The organism is Comamonadaceae bacterium OTU4NAUVB1 (assembly GCA_024372625.1).
Lineage (GTDB): Bacteria > Pseudomonadota > Gammaproteobacteria > Burkholderiales > Burkholderiaceae_C > Variovorax.
Window position 1 is genome coordinate 155,634 of the sequence record CP099607.1, and the last position, 17,828, is coordinate 173,461.

The following is a 17,828-nucleotide window of genomic DNA, read 5'->3' on the forward strand; positions in this document are numbered from 1 at the left end:
CCCGGAGTGGGCCGCTAGCGCGGCCCGCGCCTCATGGGGGAGTGACCGAGTGGAAGAAACCGCGCGGCAGGTTCTTGCCTCGGCGCGTGGCCGAGGGGGAACTTGGTCTGAAGCCACACGAATTCATGACAACATGTTAATTGAACGAGTACAAAAGTTGCCAATTCTTGAGAAATTCAGCACATTGTTTGAATAAATGTGTGGATTCCGCCCGACCTCGACGTGGGGCCGAAAGCCATCGGCGCGTTCTCAGGGCACGGCCCGTCACCTGCCGACGCGGTCCGGCACGGCCCATGCATGACCCCCGCGCGCCCTGCGCCGCCCGGTACGTTCTCCTCTGAAAAACACCGCGCGCGTGCGTCCGCGAGCGCGTGATCCACGCCCTTCACGTCAGCCCCGTCGCACAGAGTGGCGGCACGGTGTCGTACCGCTGAGCCGGTCGGACCTTGACCAAAAGGTCGATTAAATCTAAAGTACTACACAAATTTCTACACATTACATCTTCTACGTACACCTATGAGCGCTACGACAAATCGGCTGACCGCTTCACTCGCCAGCCTCGCCTGCGTCGCGCTGGTCGCGGCCTGCGGCGGCGGCGGCGGTGACAGCGGGTCCGGCAGCACCACGGGCAGCGGCACGGTCGTGCCGAACACCTCGGCCCAGACCCCGCAGGTCGCCACGCCCACCCCCACCCCGACGCCCACGGTGACGACGCCGACGACCGCGCCGACGGTGACGCCGACGCCCACGCCGACGCCCGTGGTCACCGTGCCGGCCGCGACGCCGCTCGCGCTGGCCAAGGCGGCGGCGGCCACCGCGCCGACGACCGTCGCGGCGATTCCCACCCGTACCGGCCCGGTGCCGACGCTGCTGGCCTCCGGCGAAACGCCGGCCTGGGCCTATCAGCGCTACTGGATCTCGGGCGAGGGCAGGAACAACGGCAACGGCGACGCCGCCGACAACCCGCGCCTGAACACCGTCGCCTACATCTACAACTTCGCCAAGTGGGCCAAGCGCTCGGCCGGCGTCACCAACAACATCAACGACGGAAGCAAGGCCGACTACTGGACCACCGGCGCCGACTACGGCGGCTCGCAGGCCTACATCGGCATCCGGACCAATTCCCGCTATGTCGCCATGCCGTCGCAGATCTTCTGCTCCATGTCGCTGGTCGTGGACGGCCGGACGATCCCCTCGGGCATCGACTACACCGCCAACAACCAATACGCGGTGTGGGACCTGGGCACCAACGAGGCACGCAACCTGGTCCTCACCGGCTGCTCGGGTGCCTGGATCTCCGAGGTCGTCATCGAGACCGGGGCCACGATCGCGCCCTACGACTTCACGGTGGAGAAGCCCGTGACGGTCTCGTTCACCGGCGACAGCTACCTCGGCCACTCGGCGTTCAAGGAGACGGGCATGAGCTTCGTCGACATGCAGGCCCGTCTGCTGGGCGCCATGGCCACCACCGCGACGCACGTCGGGGGCACCGGATACCGCATGGAGATCAACGGCGACAGCCTGACGCGCGCCAGCTCGGCGCCGCGCATGGCCCGTTTCACGGAAGCCAGCCCGACGATCATGATCGTGGAGCTGGGCATCAACGACCTGTGGCCGGGCACCGGTCCCACCACGCTCGAGGCGATGAGGACGGTGCTGCAGGGCGCCCGTGCCGCGAACCCGAACAGCGTGCTGGTGGTGGTCGGTCCGTGGGAGCCGAACGAATCCGACACGACCAACCTGAACGGCAGCGACATCGCCGTCGTCAACGCGCTCTCGACGATCGTCGAGTCCCTGCCGGGACCGTGGGTGGTGCTGGACAACATCCGCGGCAACTGGAAGACCAGCCAGGGCACGTCGCGGGCGTCCCTGCGCGGTCCGTGGCAGACCGGCGAGGGCCGCACGGGTGCGCCCACCGGCGTCGGCAACGGCGACACGTGGCTCAACGCCGACGGCGTGCACCCCACCACCCCGGTCGGCATCGTCGGCCTGGCCGAAGTGCTGACGACCGAGCTGCGCGCCGCCCTGGCGTCGATGTAAACCACGCCGCACAGCGCCACGCGGCGCGACGTCGGCAATACTGCGCAGGTGACGCCCGCCAGCCCGATCCGGGCCGGAGGGCGCCATGCGGTCCGGGTCGTGACCGGGCGTCGCCCGGCCCCGTGGCCTGGAGCCGGACATTGGAAACCGCCGCGTCGGATTGCTGGATCGACGGCCCGGAGGGCCGGATCTTCGCCAGGCGATGGTCGCCCGCCGGCGAGGCCGCGGCCGGCGTCCCGGTCGTCCTGCTGCACGACTCGCTCGGCTGCGTCGCCCTGTGGCGGGATTTTCCCGCCGCCCTGAGCGCGGCGACCGGACGCCAGGTCGTCGCCTACGACCGCCCGGGCTTCGGACGTTCCGATGCGCGCACCACCCGGCCATCGCTCGATTTCATCGCCGAGGAAGCGACCCGGTACTTCCCGGTCGTGCGCGCGGCCCTGGGCATCGACCGCTTCGCCGTCGTGGGCCACAGCGTCGGTGGAGGCATGGCCTGCCACGTCGCCGCGGCGGCGCCGCACGCCTGCGAGGCGCTGGCGACGCTGTCGGCACAGGCGTTCGTCGAGGCGCGGACGCGCGCCGGCATCCAGGCCGCGAAGGCGCGGTTCGACGATCCCGCCGAGGTCGAACGGCTCGCCAGGTACCACGGACCGAAGGCGGCCTGGGTCGTCGACGCCTGGACCGGTTGCTGGCTCGACCCGGCCTTCGGCGACTGGTCGCTGGCGCCGGTGCTGCCGCGCGTGGCGTGCCCGGTCCTGGCGCTGCACGGCGAACGCGACGAATACGGCAGCGACCGCCACCCGGCGGCGATCGCCCACGGCGTCGGCGGACCGGCGCGCTTCGAGGTCCTGCGCGACGTCGGCCACGTGCCGCACCGCGAGCAGCCCGAGCGGGTCGTCGCGCGGCTCGCGGCGTTTCTCGCCGCCCGGCCGGGCCGGCCATGAACCGTCCCGATCCTCCCACGCGTCCCCTGCGCCGGGCGCTGCTCTGGGTCGTGGTCCTGACGCTCGTCTGGGGAACCAACTGGGTGCTGCTGCCGATCGCCGTCAGGGAGGTGTCGGTCTGGACCTTCCGCTCGACGTGCCTCCTGGGCGCCGGCCTGCTGTCGCTGGGCATCGCGCGCGGCCTGCGGCTGTCGCTGCACGTGCCCCGGGCCCAGCGCCCCGCGCTGGTCATGGCCGCCCTCGTCTACCTGGTGGTCTGGAACGTGGGCAGCACCTACGCGGCGGTGCTCATCCCCTCGGGCCAGGCGGCCGTGCTCGGCTTCACCATGCCCCTGTGGGCCACCCTCGTGTCGTGGCTGGTGTTCGGCGAGCGGCCTTCGGCGCGCCTGCTGGGCAGCCTGGCGCTGGCGGCCTGCGGGGTGGGCTGCCTGGCCTGGGCGGCGCGCCATTCCTATGCCTCCGCGCCGCTGGGATTCCTGCTGGGCCTGCTCGCGGGACTCGGATGGGCGGGTGGCACGCTCATCCTCCAGCGCGGCGCCCTGCGCATCTCGCCGATCGTCTCCACGGGGTGGCAGCTGCTGATCGCCGGGGTGCCCATCGCGCTGGTGGCCGCGGCGACGGGCACCGGGGCGGCCTTCGTGCCGTCCTGGACGACGCTGCTCGTGATCGGCTACGTCACGATCGTGCCCATGGTCCTGGGCAACATCGCCTGGTTCTCGATCGTCGGGATGCTGCCCGCCTCGGTCTCGGGACTCGCCACCGTGATGGTTCCGATGGTCGCCATGGCCACCGGTGCCGTCGTCCACGCGGAGCCGCTGGGGCTCCTGCAGCTCGCGGCGATGGCGTGCTGCGCGACGTCCCTCCTGCTGGTGGTGCGCTCGCCGCGCGCGGGCGGCAGCGGCACCGGCGGCGAGGCGCATTGACGCCGGGGGCCGCCGGATTACAGAAATGTAATCTCGCGGTCCGCGATCCCGCGTGTTTTCGGGCCTAGCATCCCCGGGGCCGGCACGAGGGCCACGGGTCCCGCCGCCGCGCCACCGCCACCGCCCGAGACCCCGATCGCCGACCCCTCATGACCCGCTGGTTCCTCATCGTCCTGATGATGCTGCTGCCGGCCCAGTTCAGCTGGGCGGCGGCCGCGCCGTACTGCGCGCACGAGAGCAACCCCATCTCGTTTCACGTCGGGCATCACGCCCATGTGCATGAGGGTGCTTCGCCCGAGGCCAAGCACACGCCGTCCGAGCCGGACAAAGAGGCGTCCAAGACGCCTTTGGCCTCGGACCACAGCGACTGCCACTACTGCCACGGGGTGGCGGGCCAGCTCGCGTCCCCTGCCGCGCCGCAGTTCGAACTGCCCGCGCGCCATGTCGTCCTGGCGGTCGCCATCGCACGCCTCGAAGGCAGTCGAATCACCAGCATCGAACGCCCTAAATGGGCACGCGCCGCTTGAGCCGACGCGTTTGCTTCCAACCCCCACACCCTTGCAGATGATGGTTTGACAGACAACGCGTCGGATTCCTTGGTCTCGTTCCTATGACTGGAGAATTCGATGTGCAGGTTTTTCGTGCCGTTCGCCCTGGCGTTGACGGCCTTCGCGGGCAGCCACGCGCTGGCCCAACCCCAAGGCATGGGGACCACAGCGCCCATGGCGCCACCGCCCGGTGGTTCGCTCCCGCTGTCCGCTCCCTTGGCTCCCCCGGTGGCGCCCGGGTCGGTGGCCTTGCCGCCACTCACGCTCGCCGGTGCGATTCGCACCGCGCTCGACAACAACCCTGAGATCCAGGTCGCGCGCCGCGAGATCGAAGCCGCCCAGGGCGAACGCATCCAGGCGGGTGTGTTGCCCAATCCGACCTTGACGGCGCAGATGGAGGACCCCCGGCGCGACAGCCGCACCAACACGGTCTTGCTGAGCCAGCCCTTCGAGCTCGGCGGCCAGCGTGCTGCCCGCATCGTGGCTGCCGAACGCGCGCTCGATGTGGCCCGTGTCCAGCTCGAAGCACGGCAAGTGGCCTTGCGCGCCAGCGTCACGGCGGCCTTCTTCGTCACCCTGACCACGCAGGACCGCGTCGCGCTCGCGCAGAGTTCGCTCGAACTCGCCGCGCGCGGCAGCCTGGCGGCGAGCAACCGCGTGCGCGCGGGCAAGGTCTCGCCGCTGGAGGAAACCCGTGCCCGGGTGGCCGAAGCCGGCGTTCGCCTGGAGCTCGTCCAGGCCCAAGGCGAACTCCAGACCCAACGGCAACAGCTGGGCACGTTGCTCGGCCGCCCGGCCCTGGACCAGACGCTCGACGGCAACGCGTTGACGATGCCCGGCTTGCCGAGCGTCCAGGACGTCGAGGCCCGCTTGCCCGGCGCACCGGCAACCCGCGAGGCACAACTGCAGGTGCAGCGCTTCGCTGCCCTGGCGAATGTCGAACGTGCGCGACGCATCCCCGACATCACCGTGACCGCGGGTGGCCAGCGCGACCAGACGCTCGGGCGCAACCAGGCCATCGTCGGCATCTCGGTCCCGCTGCCGATCTTCGACACCAACCGCGGCAACATCGCTGCTGCAATCAGCCGGCGCTACCAGGCCGAGGACCAGGCCGCCGCCACGGCGCTGCAGCTGCGCTCGGACGCCGCCACGGCGCGCCAGCGCTACGCCAGCGCGCTGGCCGAGGTCGACACGCTGCAGCGCGACATCCTGCCCGGCGCCCTGACCGCCTTCAACGCGGCGACCACCGGCTTCGAACTGGGCAAGTTCGCCTTCCTCGACGTCCTGGACGCCCAGCGCACCCTGCTGCTGGCGCGCGCCCAGTACCTGCGCGCACTGGCCGAAGCGCACCGCGCCGTCACCGACATCGACCGCTTGCTGGGCGATCCGGCCCTGTCCAGCGGCCTTTCCCTCTCCAATCCCTGAAGGACTCATCATGGTTCAACCACGGTCCACGGCCGCCGGCCGACCCAGCCGCAAGCAGCTCGTCGTCATCGCCTGCCTCATCGCGCTCGGCGTCGTCGCCGGTGCCTTCATCCTGCGCGGCGGCGCGGCGTCCAGGCCGGGTGAGGGCGCCGAAGAGCATGCCGAGCACAGCGAAACTGCGAAATCCGAAGGCAAGGACGATGGCCACGGTCATGGCGAAGAAGGTGCCGGCCATGCGGAGGAAGTGCCCAAGGGTCCCAACGGTGGGCAGCGCTTCACCGAGGGTGACTTCGGCCTGGAACTGCTGCTGGTCGAGGAGGGCGGCGTCCCGCGCTACAAGGCCTGGGTCTACAACAAGGACAAGCCCGCACCGCTCGAAGGCAATGCGGTCACCTTGTCGCTCACACGCCCGAACGGCGAGACGCAGGAAATCAACCTCACGCCCAAGGGCGGCGTGCTGACCAGTGACCAGGGCGTGCCTGAGCCGCATGTCTTCGAGGCCACCGTGGCCGTGCAAACGCCTACGGAGTCCTACCTGTTCACCTTCGCCGAGATGGAAGGCAAGGTCGAGATGACCGAGACCCAGATCCAGGCGGCCAGCATCAGCCTGGAGACCAGCCGGCCCGCCAGCATCCGCAGCGCGCTGCAGTTCCCCGGCGAGATCAGGTTCAACGAGGACCGCACGGCCCACATCGTGCCGCGTGTGGGTGGCGTGGTGGACAGCGTGAGCGCCAACCTGGGCCAGAAGGTCAAGCGCGGCCAGGTGCTGGCCGTGGTCTCCAGCGCCATGGTTTCGGAACTGCGCTCGGAACTTCGAGGGTCGCAGCAGCGCCAGGCCCTGGCGCGGACCACCTACGAGCGCGAGAAGACACTCTGGGAGCAGAAGATCTCTCCAGAGCAGGACGTCCTGCAGGCACAACAGACCTTGCGTGAAGCCGAGATCTCGGTGGCCAACGCCACGCAGAAGCTCCTGACCCTGGGTGCGTCCACCGGCGGCAGCTCGCTGGGCCGGCTGGAGCTGCGCGCACCCTTCGACGGCATCGTCATCGAGAAGCACGTCGCCCTGGGCGAGGCCGTGCGGGAGGACACGACCGTGTTCACCATCTCCGACCTGTCGAACGTGTGGGCCGAGCTCAACGTGCCCGCGCGCGATCTGTCCCAGGTCCGCGTGGGCGAGCGGGTGGTGGTACGCGCGGGCGCATCGGACGCGACGGCCGATGGCAGGGTGTCCTATGTGGGCTCGCTGCTGGGCGAGCAGACGCGTACGGCGCGTGCGCGGGTGGTCTTGCCCAACCCGCAGGACGCCTGGCGCCCGGGCCTGTTCGTCACGGTCGAGGTGGTGGCCAACGAGGTGAATGCGCCCGTGACGGTGGCTGCATCAGCCATCCAGACGCTCGCTGAAAAACCCGTCGTCTTTCTGAAGGTCGAGGGCGGCTTCGTGCCGCAGGCCGTGCAGCTCGGGCGCAGCGACGGCAAGCGCGTGGAAGTCACGAGCGGTCTGAAGCCCGGCGCGAACTACGCGGCCGCTGGCAGCTTCGTCGTCAAGGCGCAGCAGGGCAAGGGCTCCGCGACGCACACCCACTGAGGCGGAAGCACGCATGTTCGAACGCATCATTCGCTTTGCCATCGATCAGCGCTGGCTGGTCATGCTGTCTGTCTTCGCCATGGCCGCCTTGGGGATCTACAGCTACCAGAAGCTGCCCATCGACGCCGTGCCCGACATCACCAACGTGCAGGTGCAGATCAACACCGGCGCACCCGGCTACTCCCCTTTGGAGACGGAGCAGCGGGTTACGTTTCCGATCGAGACCGCGATGTCGGGCCTGCCCGGCCTGCTGCAGACGCGCTCGCTCTCGCGCTATGGGCTGTCACAGGTGACGGTGGTTTTTAAAGACGGCACGGACGTCTATTTCGCGCGGCAGTTGGTCAACGAACGCCTGCAGTCGGCCAAGGCGGCTTTGCCTGCGGGCATCGAGCCCATGGCCGGGCCGATTTCCACCGGCCTGGGGGAAATCTACCTGTGGACGGTGGAGGCCAAGGACGGCGCCAAAAAGCCTGATGGAACCCCGTACACCTCGACCGACCTGCGCGAGATCCAGGACTGGATCATCAAGCCGCAGCTGCGCAACGTCCCCGGCGTGACCGAGATCAACTCGATCGGTGGGTACGAGAAGCAGTACCTGGTGGCGCCCGATCCCGAGAAACTCTCGGCCTACGGGCTCTCGCTGGCCGATGTCGTGAAGGCGCTGGAACTCAACAACGCCAACGTCGGCGCCGGCTACATCGAGCGGCGCGGCGAGCAGTACCTGATCCGCGCGCCCGGGCAGGTCCGCGGCATGGAGGACCTGCGCGGCGTGATCCTGTCGAACAGCGGCGGCACGCCGGTGCGGGTGCGCGACGTCGCCACCGTGGGCATCGGGCAGGAACTGCGCACCGGCGCGGCCACCGACAACGGCCGCGAGGTGGTGCTGGGCACGGTGTTCATGCTCATCGGGGAGAACAGCCGCGTCGTCTCGCAGGCCGTGGACCGGCGGATGGCGGAGATCAACCGCACGCTGCCCGCCGGGGTGGAGGCCATCACGGTGTACGACCGCACGGTGCTGGTGGACAAGGCCATCGCCACGGTGAAGAAGAACCTGCTCGAGGGCGCGGTGCTCGTGATCGTGGTGCTGTTCCTGTTCCTCGGGAACCTGCGTGCGGCATTCGTCACCGCCCTGGTGATCCCGCTGTCGATGCTCTTCACCTTCACCGGCATGGTCAACCAGAAGGTGAGCGCGAACCTGATGAGCCTGGGCGCGCTGGACTTCGGGATCATCGTGGACGGCGCGGTCGTGATCGTGGAGAACTGCGTGCGGCGGCTCGCGCACGCGCAGGCCCGTCGTGGTCGGCCGCTGACGCTCGGGGAGCGTTTCGACGAGGTCTTCGCCGCGTCGCAGGAAGCGCGCCGCCCGCTGCTGTTCGGGCAGTTGATCATCATGGTCGTCTACCTGCCGATCTTCGCGCTGGCCGGCGTGGAGGGAAAGATGTTCCACCCGATGGCGATGACGGTGGTGATCGCCCTCCTGGGCGCCATGATCCTGTCGATCACGTTCATCCCGGCGGCCGTGGCACTGTTCATCGGTGACAAGGTGGCAGAAAAAGAGAACCGGCTGATGCGGTGGGCCAAGAAGGGCTACGAGCCGTTGCTCGAACGCGCCCTGGGCGCCAAGGCCGTGGTCGCCACCGTCGCCGTCATCGCGGTCGTGCTCTCGGGCCTGCTCGCCATGCGCCTGGGCAGCGAGTTCATCCCCAGCCTGAACGAGGGCGACTTCGCCGTGCAGGCATTGCGCATCCCCGGCACCAGCCTGACCCAGTCCGTGGCCATGCAGCAGCAGCTCGAACGCACGCTGAAGGCCAGGTTCCCGGAGATCAAGCGCGTCTTCGCCCGCACCGGCACGGCCGAGATCGCCTCCGACCCGATGCCGCCGAACATCTCCGACGCCTACGTGATGCTCCACCCCGAAGGCGAATGGCCCGAACCCCGGCGGACGCGCCGGGAATTGATGGAAGCCGTCCAGGCCGAGGTCGGAAGGATCCCGGGCAACGCCTACGAGTTCTCCCAGCCGATCCAGCTGCGCTTCAACGAACTGGTCTCCGGCGTGCGGGCGGACGTGGCCGTGAAGGTGTTCGGCGACGACATGGACGTCCTCCACGAGACGGCGCGCGAGATCGAAGGGGTGCTGAAGTCCATCGACGGTGCCTCCGAGGTCAACGTCGAGCAGACCACCGGCCTGCCGATGCTGACCGTGAACATCGACCGCGAGAAAACGACCCGCTACGGCCTGAACATGGCCGACGTGCAGAACACCATCGCCACGGCCGTCGGCGGGCGGGAAGCGGGCACGCTGTTCGAGGGCGACCGGCGCTTCGACATCGTGGTGCGCCTGCCCGAGCGCCTGCGCGGCGACCTGGAGGCCATCCAGCGCCTGCCGATCGCGCTGCCGGCCGCGGCCGCGGGCACCTCCCCGGGCACGGGCGCCGTCGCCGGCGTCGCGCCGGCCGAGGGCGCTGGCGGTGGCGGCAACCGGGTGCGCTTCATTCCGCTGTCCGAGGTCGCCACGCTGTCGCTCGCGCCGGGCCCCAACCAGGTCAGCCGCGAAGAAGGCAAGCGGCGCATCGTCGTGAGTGCCAACGTGCGCGGGCGCGACCTGGGCTCGTTCGTCACCGAAGCGCAGGCAGCGCTGGACCGGCAGGTGAAGGTGCCCACCGGCTACTGGACCACCTGGGGCGGCCAGTACCAGAACCTGCAGTCGGCCACGCAGCGCCTGCAGGTCGTGGTGCCGGTGTCGCTGGGGCTGGTGTTCGTGCTGCTGTTCGCGATGTTCGGCAACCTGAAGGACGGCCTGATCGTCTTCACCGGCATCCCGTTCGCGCTCACCGGCGGCATCCTGGCGCTGTGGCTGCGCGACATCCCGCTGTCGATCACGGCGGCCGTCGGCTTCATCGCCCTGTCGGGCGTGGCGGTCCTCAACGGCCTGGTGATGATCGCCTTCGTGCGCCACCTGCGCGAGGGCGGCGCCACGCTGGACCAGGCCATCCGCGAGGGCGCGCTGACGCGCCTGCGGCCGGTGCTCATGACGGCGCTGGTGGCCTCGCTCGGCTTCGTGCCGATGGCCATCGCCACGGGCACCGGCGCGGAGGTCCAGCGCCCGCTGGCCACCGTGGTCATCGGCGGCATCCTGTCCTCGACCGCCCTGACGCTGCTGGTGCTGCCGGTGCTCTACCGCTTCGCGCACCGGCGCGAGGCGGACGTCGCGCCGGTCCCGCCCGAGGGCGGGCATCCCGCCCGATCCCGGCACGGAGCGCCACGCGCGATGCGGCGATGACCCGGCGACGGCCACGGACGCGCGACGCGCGTACGCTCGCCGCAGCCCCACCGCGCGAGCCCGACCCCATGCCTTCCGCCTCCTGCCGATCGTCCGGCGCCATCGCGCCATGAGGATCCTCGTCGTCGAGGACGAGCCCAAGCTGGGCGACTACCTGCGCAAGGGCCTGAGCGAGAGCGGCTTCACCGTCGACCTCGCGCGCACCGGCACGGAAGGCCTGACCATGGCGCTGGAGGGCGCCTACGACGCGCTGGTGCTGGACGTGATGCTGCCCGGCATCGACGGCTTCGCCGTCCTGGCGGCGGTGCGCAAGGCCCGGACGATGCCGGTGCTCATGCTGACCGCGCGCGACGAGGTGGCCGACCGGGTGCGCGGCCTGCAGAGCGGCGCCGACGACTACCTCTCCAAGCCCTTCGCGTTTTCCGAACTGCTGGCGCGGCTGCAGGCCCTGCTGCGGCGCGGCGAGTTGCGCGAGGTCACCCGCTACGCCCTGGGTGACCTGACGCTCGACATGACGACCCGCCGGGCCACGCGCGCCGGGCAGCGCCTGGACCTGACGGCCAAGGAGTTCGCGCTCCTGATGCTGCTGCTGCGCCGCCAGGGCCAGATCCTGTCGCGCACGCTGCTGGCCGAGCAGGTGTGGGAGATGAACTTCGACAGCGAGACCAACGTGGTCGAGGTCGCGATCCGGCGCCTGCGCGCCAAGATCGACGACCCGTTCCCGGACCGGCTGCTCCACACGGTGCGCGGCATGGGCTACGTGCTGGAGCGCCGGGCGGAGCCCGGCCCGTGACGGCGGGGTCGGCCCCGCCGTCGATCCAGGCGTCGCTCTCGCGCTGGTTCGCCCTGCAGACGCTCGTCGGTCTGAGCGCCCTCTGCGCCGTCGTCTACGCCCTCACGGCCTGGAACTTCCAGCTCAAGCAGCGTGGCGAGTCCGAGCGCCATGCCGAGCGCGTCGTGCGCCTGCTGGCGCGATCCGGCGGCGATCCGGCGCCACCCGCGCTCGCGCCCCGCCTGGACGATTTCCTGCGCACGCACGACGACATCGCCGTCGTCCTGCGGGACGGCGCGCGCACGCTCTACGCATCCCGGACGGAGGACCCGTCGACCCGGTGGCGCTGGACGCCGATCGACCTCGAGGACGTGCCCGGACTCGGCGCCGATGCGACGCTGTGGCTGGGCGTGGACGTGCGCGAGGACGAGGCGCTCCTGCGCCGCCTGGGCCTGACCCTCCTGGGCGTGGCCGTGCTGGGCGCGATGCTGGTGTCGCTGACGGGCGTGCTGCTGGTGCGGCGTGGCCTGAAGCCGCTGCAGCGACTCGCCGCCCAGATGGCGGCCACCGGCCCCGAGTTCGCGGACCGCCGCATCGACGCGGACACGTACGCCCTGGAACTCGTGCCCTGGATCGACCAGTTCAACGCCCTGCTGGAACGCGCCGAGCAGGCCTACCGGCAACTCGAGGCCTTCAACGCCGACGTGGCGCACGAACTGCGCACGCCGCTGGCCAACATGATCGCGGAGGTCGAGGTCGAACTCGCCCGGCCGAGGTCCCCCGAGGCGCTGCGCGACGCGCTGATCTCTAACCTGGAGGAGACGCGGCGCCTGTCGGCCATCGTCGCCGACATGCTCTTCCTGTCGAAGGCCGACCGCGGCGCGACGGCCCGGCGATCCGCCCCGGTCAGCCTGGCCGCGCAGGCGTCGGCGGTGGCGGAGTTCCACGAAGCCGAACTGGAGCAGGCGGACCTGCGGGTGCGGGTGCGTGGCGACGCGATGGCACGCATCGACGTGTCGCTGGTGCGCCGGGCCCTGTCCAACCTGCTGGGCAACGCGATCCGCTACGCGACGCCCGGGACGACCGTAGAGATCGGCATCCAGGCCGGGCCGGAAGCGACCTGGCTGCGGGTGGCCAATCGCGGCGTCGCGCTGCCCCCGGACGCGTTGCCCCACCTCTTCAAGCGCTTTTTCCGCGCCGAACGGTCCCGCGCGCGGTCGTCGGCCCACCACGGCCTGGGGCTCGCCATCGTCGCGGCCATCGCGCGCATGCACGGCGGGGAGACCTCGGCGCGCTCGGCCGACGGCCGCACCGAGGTGTCGTTCTCGGTGCGCTGACCGGGGCCGGGCGTCCGGGCGCCGGCGATCAGGCCCCGGTCCGGCGCAGCAGCCGCAGCCCGTTGCCCACCACCAGCAGGCTGGCGCCCATGTCGGCGAAGACGGCCATCCACATGGTGGCGCTCCCGAACACCGCCAGCACGAAGAACACCGCCTTGATGCCCAGGGCCAGCGTGATGTTCTGCATCAGCACCGCGTGCGTGCGGCGGCTCAGGTGGACGGTCTCGGCGATGCGGCCGAGGTCGTCGTTCATGATCACCACGTCGGCGGCTTCCATGGCCGTGTCGGTGCCGGCGCCGCCCATGGCGAAGCCGATGTCGGCGCGGGCCAGCGCCGGGGCGTCGTTGATGCCGTCGCCCGTCATGGCGGTGGCGCCGTGGCGCTCGCGCAGCGCCAGGATCGCCGCCAGCTTGTCCTCGGGCAGCAGCCCGCCGCGCACCTCGTCGATGCCGGCCTCGCGGCCGATGGCGCGTGCCGTGGCGAGGTTGTCGCCGGTGAGCATCACCGGGACGAGGCCCAGGCGCCGCAGCCGGGCCACCGCCTCGACCGAGCTGGCCTTGAGGGTGTCGGCCACGGCGAAGGTGCCCAGGACGCCGTCGTCGTCGGCCAGCAGGGTGACCGTGTGGCCGCGCGCCTCGTGGGCGGCGAGCGCGGCCTCCAGCGCGGGGCCGGACTGGCCGCGTTCGGCGATCAGGCGGTGGTTGCCCAGCACCAGGCGCCGGCCCTCGACGACCCCTTCCACGCCGCGTCCCGGGAGGGCCCGGAATCCGTCGACGTCGAGCACCTCGCCCGCGAGGCCGGCCGCGATGGCCCGGGAGACCGGGTGGTCCGAGCGCGCGGCCAGGCTGCGGGCCCGGCGGTCCGTCCCGGCGCGGGTCGCTTCGTCCGACGGCGCGAACGCCACCAGCCGGGGCTTGCCCTCGGTCAGGGTGCCGGTCTTGTCCAGCGCGATCGCCTTCAGGTTCCGCGCGGCTTCCAGGTAAGTGCCGCCCTTGATCAGGATGCCGCGCCGCGCGGCGGCGGCCAGGCCGCTGACCACCGTGACCGGGGTCGAGATCACCAGCGCGCACGGGCACGCGATCACCAGCAGCACGAGCGCCTTGTAGACCGAGGCCATCCAGGCCCAGTCCAGCAGCAGCGGCGGCAGCACCGCCACCGCCAGCGCCAGCACGAACACGGCCGGCGTGTAGATCGCGGCGAAGCGGTCGACGAAACGCTGCGTGGGCGCCCGGGTGCCCTGCGCTTCCTCCACCGCGTGGATGATCCGCGCCAGGGTCGAATCGCTCGCGCCGGCGGTCACGCGGAATTCCAGTTCGCCGTCCTGGTTGATGGTGCCGGCGAACACCGGGTCGCCCGGCGCCTTGTCGACCGGGATGCTCTCGCCGGTGACCGGCGACTGGTCGATGCTGCCGTGGCCCCGGGTCACCCGGCCGTCGAGCGCGACGCGTTCGCCCGGCCGGACCCGGGCGATGGCGTCCAGCGGGATGTCCGCCGCCCGCGTCCGCCGCCAGCCGCCGTCGGGCTGCCGCACGTCGGCCTGGTCGGGCGCGAGGTCGACCAGGCCCTTGATGGCGTTGCGGGCCCGCTCGACCGCCCGCGCCTCGATCAGTTCGGCGATCGCGTACAGCGCCATGACCATCGCCGCCTCGGGCCACTGGCCGATGACGAAGGCGCCGGTGACGGCGACCGACATCAGCGCGTTGATGTTGAGCTTGCCGTGGCGCAGCGCGACCATGCCCTTGGCGTAGGTCGCCATGCCGGCCAGCGCGATCGCCACGGCGGCGACCGCCATGCCCACGCCCTGCCACGCGAGCGTGTCGGGTGCGAGGTAGGACAGGCCCTCGGCCACGATCGCCAGGCCCAGCGCGGCGGCCAGCCGCACGGGGCCGGGACCGTCGGCGGGGTCGTGCCCGTGCGCCTCGGCGACCCCCGTCGCGTCGGCCACGGGCACCGGCACCGGCGTGAAGCCGGCCTTGCGGATGGCCGCCAGCGCGGCTTCCACCGCCGCGTCGGTGCCATCGATGCGCAGGTGCCGCTGGGCCAGGCGGAAGTGCAGGCCGCGCACGCCGTCGATGGGTTCGGCCACGCGGCGGATCTCCGACTCCTCCACCGCGCAGTCCATGCTGGCGATGCGGAAGGTGTTGGGCGCGACGGCGTCCCGCGCGGCGGCCCGGCCGTCCGCGAGGGAGGGCGGCGCGCAGCACGCGGCGGCGTCGCCGGTGCCGGCGCCGTGGCGGGTCGATGGCGTCGCGGCGATCGCCGGGGCCGCCGCGTAGGCGTCCGGGCCGCTGATGGGGCCGGGCCGCGCCGGTCGGTCCGCCGGCGCGGCGGGCGCCGGCGACGCCCCCGTGCAGCATGCGGTGGCGGGGTCGTGCGTGAGTTTGGCCATGGGTGTCGTTCGCTTTCTGGGGAGGATTCGACACCCTGCACCCGCTGCAGGGTCAAGTCGCTAGGATGGGTGTCCGCGCAGCTGACAGGGAGATGGAATGAAGATCGGCGATCTGAGCAAGGCCACGGGCGTGGAGGTGGGCACGATCCGGTTCTACGAGCGTTCGGGCCTGATGGACCTGCCCGACCGCCTGCCCAACGGCTATCGCAGCTACGGCCCCCGGCACCTGGAGAGCTTGGCGTTCGTGCGCCACTGCCGCGCGCTGGACATGTCCATGGCCGACATCCGGCGCCTGCTGGACCTCGCGACGCTGCCGGGCGAGGACTGCGGCGACGTCAACGAGCTGGTCGACCGGCAGATCGAGCGCGTGCGCGCCCGCATCGCGAGCCTGAAGGCCCTGGAGAAGCAGCTGACCCTGCTGCGCGGGAAGTGTTCCGACCACCACCCGACGAGCGAGTGCGGCATCCTGGGCGAACTCCTCGTCGCCGCGCACGGCGAGGCGTGCGTCTGCCATCCCTGAGCCGGGGCCGCGAGGGTCGGGCCGTCAGGGCTGGAACAGCCAGTCCTCCGAACGCGTCAGGGCCTTCACCAGCGGCGCCGAGGTGCTCGGGTCGCTGGCGTAGAGGTTCAGGTTCTGCCCCGGCGAGAAGCTGCGGAAGATCGCCTTCGTCCGGTCGTCCCAGACCCGCAGCGCCAGGGACCAGTCGGGATAGGCGCGGCGCGCGACCGTGCGCTGGTCGAGCACCGTCACGTCGCGGTGGCGGACGTCGCGGCGGATGTGCTCGAAGAGGGCCCGGATGGTGGCTTCCTCGCCTTCGAGGTGCTCGATGTAGGTGCCGTCGAGCAGGCACAGCACGCCGGTGATGCCCAGCCCCGGGTTGTGGGCCCGGGACCATTCGAGGATGCCCGGAAGGTCCTCCTCGGTCGACACGCACGCACGACTGGCATAGATGAGACGGTAGACCATGGTGGCAATCTGGCGGCCTTTGCGGCGAAGCGCCAACCCGCGCGCCGCTCAGGCGCACCGGCGGCGCTCGACCGGCTCGATGTTGAGGCCCTGGCGGTACTTGGTGACGGTTCGCCGGGCGATGAGGAAGCCCTGCTGGGCGAGTTCGCGCGCGAGGGCGGCGTCGCTCAGGGGGGTGTGGGGCCGCTCGGCCTCGATGAGCTCGCGGATGAGGGCCTGGAGTGCGGCAGGGGCGCTGGCGCCGCCGCTGCGGTGGGCCATGCCGCGGGAGAAGAAGTGGTGGAGCTCGAAGACGCCGTGGGGGGTGGCGAGGTATTTGTGGTGGACCGCGCGCGAGACGGTGGAGGGGTGCACGCCCACGGCGTCGGCGACCTCGCGCAGGCCCAGGGGCTTCATGGCGAGGTGGCCGTACTCCAGGAACAGGCGCTGGCGCGCGACGATGGCCGAGGCGATGGCGTGGATGGTGGAGACGCGCTGGGCGGCGTTGTTCACGGTCCAGCGGGCGCGCTCGAGGCAGTCCTTCATGGCGAGGTCGCCCTGGGCGCGGTGGCGCTCGAAGAGCGCGGCGTAGGACTGGTGCAGTCGCACGCGGGGCAGGGCGCGGTCGTTGAGGGCGGTCTTCCAGGCGCCGGCGACCTTGCGCACGATGACGTCGGGCACGATGGCCTGGGTGAGGGTGTCGTTGAAGCGCGCGCCGGGGCGGGGGTCGAGGGCGAGGATGGCGTCGACGGCCGCGCGGGTGTCGGCCTCGCTCGCGCCGAGCTGGGCGGCCAGGCGTGGCAGGCGGCGCGTGGCGAGGAGCTCGAGGTGGTGGGCGGCGATGCGCAGGGCGAGCTCGCGCACGCGCGCCTCGCGCACCTCGCGCAGCTGCAGCGACAGGCACTCGGCCACGTCGCGCGCGGCCACGCCCAGCGGGTCCAGGCCCTGGACGTCCCGCAGCGCCGCTCGCAGCGCGGCCATCACGTCCGCGCCCGCGCCGAGGCCGATGTCCGTCCCCATGCCGTCCGCGTCCAGGGCGGCGGCGAGGTCCTCCAGCGACACGCGCAGGTAGCCGTCGTCGTCCAGCGCCTCGATCACCAGCTCGGCCAGCAGGCGCGCGCAGCGTTCGCGCCGCAGGCCGCACAGCTGCGAGCGCAGGTGGGTCGCCAGGCTCGTGCGCACCGGCGCCTGCTGGAGCGCGTCCGCGCGCCCCTCGCCGGCCTGCCGGTCGAGCCCGCGGACCCCGTCGATCTCGGCCCCGCCGTCCTCCCGTGCCGCGGCGTCCCGCTCGGCGCCCGGTGCCGGCGGCGGCGCCAGTTCGGGCGCCTCGACATCGAGGAACGGGTTGTCCAGCGCGGCTTCCCGCAGCGCCCGGGCGTAGTCGAGGGTGGACAGCTGCAGCAGGCGCACGGCCTGCTGCAGGCGCGGCGAGAAGCCGACGGTGGGGGCGAGGCGGGACTGCAGACTGACGGCGTTCATGGACGGGCTCCGCCGCGAGGGCGGCCCCTCGTGCACCGCAACGACCGTGCCTCGACGAAACCGATACCAAAGTATTCAGGAACAGGGTGCCTTGAAGTGGCCGCGCGTCGATCCGCAACATTTGCGGCAAATATTGCCGCCGACTACGCCGGGACAGAACTTT

At 71.3% G+C, this 17,828-nt stretch carries 13 protein-coding genes; 10 read left to right on the forward strand and 3 right to left on the reverse strand.

Features of this window, described 5'->3' with window-relative positions; translation table 11 throughout:
- The first annotated feature begins 516 nt into the window (after positions 1-516).
- From NF681_20405 to NF681_20445, 9 genes are all read left to right on the forward strand, one after another.
- The gene (locus NF681_20405) at positions 517-2,040 is read left to right on the forward strand and encodes an SGNH/GDSL hydrolase family protein (GenBank protein ID UST56345.1); all 1,524 of its coding nucleotides are present in this window, start codon (positions 517-519) and stop codon (positions 2,038-2,040) included.
- A gap of 140 nt (positions 2,041-2,180) precedes the next feature.
- Positions 2,181-2,981 carry an alpha/beta fold hydrolase gene (locus tag NF681_20410; protein ID UST56346.1) on the forward strand — a complete coding sequence of 267 codons (801 nt, stop codon included), beginning with the start codon at positions 2,181-2,183 and terminating at the stop codon, positions 2,979-2,981.
- Positions 2,978-3,904 carry a DMT family transporter gene (locus tag NF681_20415; protein UST56347.1) on the forward strand — a complete coding sequence of 309 codons (927 nt, stop codon included), beginning with the start codon at positions 2,978-2,980 and terminating at the stop codon, positions 3,902-3,904. The genes NF681_20410 and NF681_20415 overlap by 4 nt, the downstream gene beginning before the upstream one ends.
- A gap of 149 nt (positions 3,905-4,053) precedes the next feature.
- On the forward strand, positions 4,054-4,431 hold the full coding sequence (locus NF681_20420; protein UST56348.1) for a hypothetical protein: 378 nt from the start codon (positions 4,054-4,056) through the stop codon (positions 4,429-4,431).
- Between the two features lie 99 nt (positions 4,432-4,530).
- Positions 4,531-5,877 (forward strand): TolC family protein, encoded by a 1,347-nt coding sequence (locus NF681_20425; protein UST56349.1) that lies wholly within the window; start codon positions 4,531-4,533, stop codon positions 5,875-5,877.
- A 10-nt stretch (positions 5,878-5,887) separates the two neighbouring features.
- The gene (locus tag NF681_20430; protein ID UST56350.1) at positions 5,888-7,462 is read left to right on the forward strand and encodes an efflux RND transporter periplasmic adaptor subunit; all 1,575 of its coding nucleotides are present in this window, start codon (positions 5,888-5,890) and stop codon (positions 7,460-7,462) included.
- A 13-nt stretch (positions 7,463-7,475) separates the two neighbouring features.
- Positions 7,476-10,742 (forward strand): CusA/CzcA family heavy metal efflux RND transporter, encoded by a 3,267-nt coding sequence (locus tag NF681_20435; GenBank protein ID UST56351.1) that lies wholly within the window; start codon positions 7,476-7,478, stop codon positions 10,740-10,742.
- Between the two features lie 109 nt (positions 10,743-10,851).
- Complete coding sequence (locus tag NF681_20440; protein ID UST56352.1) at positions 10,852-11,535, forward strand: heavy metal response regulator transcription factor; 684 nt, start codon at positions 10,852-10,854, stop codon at positions 11,533-11,535.
- Positions 11,532-12,851, forward strand: a complete 1,320-nt coding sequence (locus tag NF681_20445; protein UST56353.1) for a heavy metal sensor histidine kinase — start codon at positions 11,532-11,534, stop codon at positions 12,849-12,851. The genes NF681_20440 and NF681_20445 overlap by 4 nt, the downstream gene beginning before the upstream one ends.
- Before the next feature lie 28 nt (positions 12,852-12,879).
- On the opposite strand, the gene NF681_20450 is transcribed toward NF681_20445, so the two are convergent.
- Positions 12,880-14,973: a heavy metal translocating P-type ATPase gene (locus NF681_20450; GenBank protein UST56402.1), complete on the reverse strand. Its 2,094-nt coding sequence runs from the start codon at positions 14,971-14,973 to the stop codon at positions 12,880-12,882.
- Between the two features lie 364 nt (positions 14,974-15,337).
- Here NF681_20450 and NF681_20455 point away from each other — a divergent pair, with 364 nt between their 5' ends.
- Complete coding sequence (locus tag NF681_20455; GenBank protein ID UST56354.1) at positions 15,338-15,760, forward strand: Cd(II)/Pb(II)-responsive transcriptional regulator; 423 nt, start codon at positions 15,338-15,340, stop codon at positions 15,758-15,760.
- A gap of 24 nt (positions 15,761-15,784) precedes the next feature.
- Here NF681_20455 and NF681_20460 read toward each other — a convergent pair whose 3' ends face one another.
- Positions 15,785-16,207: a BLUF domain-containing protein gene (locus NF681_20460; GenBank protein ID UST56355.1), complete on the reverse strand. Its 423-nt coding sequence runs from the start codon at positions 16,205-16,207 to the stop codon at positions 15,785-15,787.
- A 48-nt stretch (positions 16,208-16,255) separates the two neighbouring features.
- Positions 16,256-17,665 (reverse strand): RNA polymerase factor sigma-54, encoded by a 1,410-nt coding sequence (gene rpoN / locus NF681_20465; GenBank protein UST56356.1) that lies wholly within the window; start codon positions 17,663-17,665, stop codon positions 16,256-16,258.
- Between the last annotated feature and the right edge of the window lie 163 nt (positions 17,666-17,828).